The organism is Okeania sp. (genome assembly GCF_983059655.1).
In genome coordinates this window covers 1-3590 of sequence record NZ_CEZPJD010000802.1, presented here as the reverse complement: position 1 = coordinate 3590, position 3590 = coordinate 1, and the positions used below count along the sequence as shown (strand labels likewise).

Annotated in this window: 3 protein-coding genes; all 3 read right to left on the bottom strand. The window is 37.3% G+C overall.

The window, feature by feature from the left end; all coding sequences use genetic code 11:
* The coding region (locus AC3DU7_RS28600) for a methyltransferase domain-containing protein (RefSeq protein ID WP_488042645.1) at positions 1-326 on the bottom strand (326 nt) is incomplete at its 3' end.
* 293 nt (positions 327-619) lie between these two features.
* Positions 620-2068: a hypothetical protein gene (locus AC3DU7_RS28595; RefSeq protein WP_488042644.1), complete on the bottom strand. Its 1449-nt coding sequence runs from the start codon at positions 2066-2068 to the stop codon at positions 620-622.
* A gap of 16 nt (positions 2069-2084) precedes the next feature.
* Positions 2085-3524 carry a pyridoxal phosphate-dependent aminotransferase gene (locus tag AC3DU7_RS28590; protein ID WP_488042643.1) on the bottom strand — a complete coding sequence of 480 codons (1440 nt, stop codon included), beginning with the start codon at positions 3522-3524 and terminating at the stop codon, positions 2085-2087.
* Positions 3525-3590 lie beyond the last annotated feature (66 nt).

Below are 3590 nucleotides of genomic sequence, written 5' to 3'. Positions count from 1 at the left end.
TATTTTGACATAACCTGATAAGTCCATGCTTGTAAAATAGTATCCAAATTTGTATTAGGATGGGAATAATATTTCTGTCCACGTTCTAAAAACTGCCATTGACCAGATGATTCTAATACAGTAACTTTTCTTTGGAAATCTTGGTTAATTTCATAAAAATCAGGACGCATAGTAAAAATAATATAACCTCCTGATTTAGTAATACGAATCAACTCATCAAAAGCAGAACTTAGAGCATGATTATAAGTAAATACACCAACACAGATAACTGCATCAAAAAAGGTTGAATACTTATTATTAAAATAGTAGGGGAGTAGGGGAGTAATATCATGTCCGTTGGTATCGTTTGTGTAAAAGTTAGCGTGGATATCTACAGGAAATTTAAGTTTTTTTCTTGCCTGTTCCCAGCTCCGGTGTTCCCTATTTACTATACAAGACCGATGCTACCGGACATGATATAAGGGAGTAGGAAAAATAGAAATATTTACTGTTTAAGCAAGAGGATAAGTTTTTTCATCACTAATTATCCGGACATGATATTAGCCATTTTTTTTGCTTAATTCCCAACAACTCTATTAGAATTCTGAATTCTAAATTCTAAATTCTAAATTCTCTTTTGTTATCGTTTTAACTCGTTACCACGAATCCCTTCCTGAAGAAGCTTACTGACAACTCCTTTGTCTGGAAAAAAACTATTTCTGTCCAGCGATACTTGCTGAGGATTAGGAGAACATTTTTTCATTTCTTCTAAAAGTAATTCTGCCCCATCTTCTTGACTGTAGAAAGTTCTTTCGGGAGAGAATAAACTATTACCCCGTGCTAAAGTTCGATCAATTTTTCCTTGAATTGCTGATAACTTACCCCTACCATGAATAGTTGCTGCTCCCTTAACTGGGTAACAATAGTTGTCTTGTTCATATCTAGGATTCAGATCCATGGATAATCCCGAACCATTGAGAGCTAAATAAACTTCCCCTGGAGATAGAGCAACCTCCAAATATGTATCTGACAGTTGCTGACTTCCCAAAAACTGGATCATGCGATTGGTAAACTCTACAACTGGATTAGCATTTGGATTGGAAGATTGAAATGTAGATTTGCCTCTGAATAAGTAGCCACCATAACTTGGGTCTTTTTCTAAAAGTGGAGTTTCATAGACACCTCGTTTAGCATCTCCACCCAATACACCCATAACAAATGAAAACTGCGGTTTAGTTGCTTGCTCAACTACCCATTTGACAAATTGTTCGGGAGTTTGCTCTGCTGGTATCAAGTCTTGGAAAACTGCCACCCAGTCGTGGTAAATTGATAACTCTACAGATGGAATTCGGAAAATAGCCTCTACAGGAATAAAAGCTGTTGGTTCCCGATTAGGGTTACTAATACTCAGAAAAACAATAATCAGAGGCACATTAATCTGCTCATTCCAGTAACCATCAGTATGTTGCTTAATAGAACCTCCTCCATATCCAGCATTAACATCATATTTATCTGGATCGGGTCGCATTGTGTGCATGGTGGAGTTGAGGTCCATATCTAAGTCCATCCAAGGAAATTGATTGTGCAGGGCACAAATTGCCCCCAATAGTAGTTTGGGCACAACCAATTTAGCTGAATATTTCTGGATTTCTTCCCAAGTATTTAACTGTTCGGGAATCCTAAATCCATTTGGAGAAATCAGATTTGCAGGATCTATGTCTAAAAACAGATCGTCCGGCAACATTTTGATTTTTTGAACATAGGGAATAGAATCATCATTGTCTTCTTGGCATTTCCTAGCGGATGAAAATAATTCCCGGTAAGTTTTGAAGCAATCTAAAGCTTTTTGTTCTCCATTCTCTTCTAGGATTTCGCTAATAGCGTAACCTAATTTTTTCAGAACAGTCAGATTACAATTCGGATAATAACCCTCTTGTTGGGATAGGGAAAGTTTTGTCCCTCCATATTTCATCCGAGGGTCGAACTCTTGGACATCATAGCCTTTGCTTGCCACATCTATTAAGTAATCAGCGATCGCTCTTTGTGTCTCAGGCTTTAATTCTATAATATCTAACTGCTTTCTCATCATATTTAGATTCCTTCAATCAAAATGGCAGAAATTCTTGTAGACTTTGGTCAATTTGATTTAATGCCTGACTTATCAGCTTTTCCCCTTTCTCTTCCGTCTGTTGGCGATCGGTTGCTTGAGGAGAACTTTCTACAATAGCTTGGGGTAAACTCACAGAGAATCGTATATAACAATCTTCTGGTTTTCCCATTGGTACTGCATTAACTTTAGCTTCCAGCAATAACCATAATCCCACATCTAAGCTCGTATTGATTTGATTTTGAGAAAATAGTGACTTAAAATCGAATTTCCCTTCAACTACAGTCCGTATACGTTCCAGAAAATCTACACTCACTTTTAAACCCTTTAAGTGAGAAAAATTTGTATAAAGATACATTCCTGCTGGTGGGACAAAACTTGCGGGCTGATGATTAAACACTTTTAAGAGGCCATGTTTTTCAAATATAGAATTTAGTCCCACGGCTAATTGATTTAAGCGACTGGCGTAGAGCTGACCAGCCCATTTTAGGGTGTTGTGTGGATCGGGTTGAATTATGGCACTTAAGGCTACTTCTCCCAAAGCATTAGAACTAATAACAGTTGCTTTTTGAGTAGTTCTCAAAAATTCCAGCAACTTAGTATTTTTGGTAGCTCCCATACCTAACAATAAGCCCCCTACTCCTTCTTTTGATAAGGTACAAATAATGAAAAATGATTCCATCAATTGCTCCAGATAATATTTTTCGGAGCTTTCGGCTAAACTTAGTCTCTTTTGTAAAGTTGCTCCCAAAGTGGCATATTTATGGTCATCTTGATGAAATAATGGGACATAAGCATCATCACTCAATACCAATAGTGGTGTTCCTCCTTCCGTTGCTCGTCTATCAACTTCTACTATTAAAGTATCGGCGATCGCGTTCCAATCTGCTTCAGTCATAACAGCACCAGAAGGATTATTGGGATAATTGAAAACAATCATTTTGGCATCTGGATAATTTTCAAATGCTGTTTTAATTGCTTCTGGTTTTGGCTTCCAATTGTCTTCTTCTTTTGTAGGGATAATTACTCTTTTCCCACCAGCTAATTCTATAGGTTGTTGGTATTGGGGAAAGGTTGGCTCAATTAGAAGCACAGTATCCCCTGGATTCAGAATTGTTGTACAGAGACAGTAGAATAGGTGGGTAAAACCTGATGTGATGTTAATTTCTTGACTGGGATCGAATTCTAAGCCATAGCGTTGTTGAAAGTATTGAGCTGCATCTTTTCGTGCTTTGGGTGAACCATAGTGTGGTACGCGGTAAAGAGATATATCTAATGACCTAGCTTGATTAATAGTTGATTGCACTCCAGGAATTAATCCGTGACCAGGGGAACCACTTCTAAAACTAATAACATTATCACATTTACTTCCTAGTGCAGCAAACGTTACAAAAGGAGATGCTGGTAAATTCTGAACTCTTGCAGAAATTTGGCTCATTTGACTATCCAAAAAGTGAAAACTACTTCAAATTAACTATAGCAACCTTTGATATAATCTCTAATT

What these genes read in the sequence shown, in the direction of transcription:
- AC3DU7_RS28595 (WP_488042644.1), bottom strand. Translation starts at nt 2,068, where the DNA reads ATGATGAGAAAGCAGTTAGATATTATAGAATTAAAGCCTGAGACACAA.
- AC3DU7_RS28590 (WP_488042643.1), bottom strand. Translation starts at nt 3,524, where the DNA reads ATGAGCCAAATTTCTGCAAGAGTTCAGAATTTACCAGCATCTCCTTTT.